The organism is Komagataeibacter intermedius TF2 (genome assembly GCF_000964425.1).
Lineage (GTDB): Bacteria > Pseudomonadota > Alphaproteobacteria > Acetobacterales > Acetobacteraceae > Komagataeibacter > Komagataeibacter intermedius.
The window spans coordinates 1-626 of the sequence record NZ_BANF01000221.1 but is presented as its reverse complement, the minus strand read 5'-3'; the positions used below and the strand labels follow the sequence as shown (position 1 = coordinate 626).

Annotated in this window: 1 pseudogene; it reads right to left on the bottom strand. The window is 65.8% G+C overall.

The window, feature by feature from the left end:
- Window positions 1-269: pseudogene (locus B7449_RS16510) on the bottom strand (hypothetical protein); the annotation flags it as partial.
- Window positions 270-626: the final 357 nt, after the last annotated feature.

Sequence of the window (626 nt, the reverse complement as noted above, 5' to 3'; positions counted from 1 at the left end):
TCGGCGCCCACCTCTGTGGCACGCCAGCCGTAAATGACGATCATCCCGTGATCGTCGGTGAAGGAGGCGATGCGGCCTGCCAAGTCCCGGCCTCGGGCCATCGAGACCGCGCGTTGCCCCGCAATCGGCGCGCCACGTATTTCCGCATATCCGTCGCCCCTGGCGGCAGGGCCGTTCGCGCATGCACACAGGCCCGCATATGTCCGGACAAAGCCTGCAGCCCGCGATGCCGTCTGTCCGGTGGGCCCAAAGGACTCACGCTGGTTCACAAGGACAGCCCCGGCGATGAACCTGACCGTGGTCTGGCAGGCTTCCGGACAGGTTCAGACGAAGCAGGCAATGAGGCGTCCGAAACCCGCGGCGGCCGCTGCGTGCCGTGCGCCTCGGCCTGACCCAGCCATGACGGGGAAACCGTCTCCGGCTGCGCTTTCGCCCCTGAACCCAAGACTTTGGACAGGCGGCACAAGGGCGCAACGGGAACAGAACCTGCCTCCATTCCTTCCCTGCGGGTCCTCAGGACCGCATTCCAATCCTCTCCCGGCCCTTTCGGAGATATCCGTCCTGACCAGAGACCGACGTCCCGTGCCATCGCAGCGAATTTCCCGGCATAACGATCCCCCTGCAGG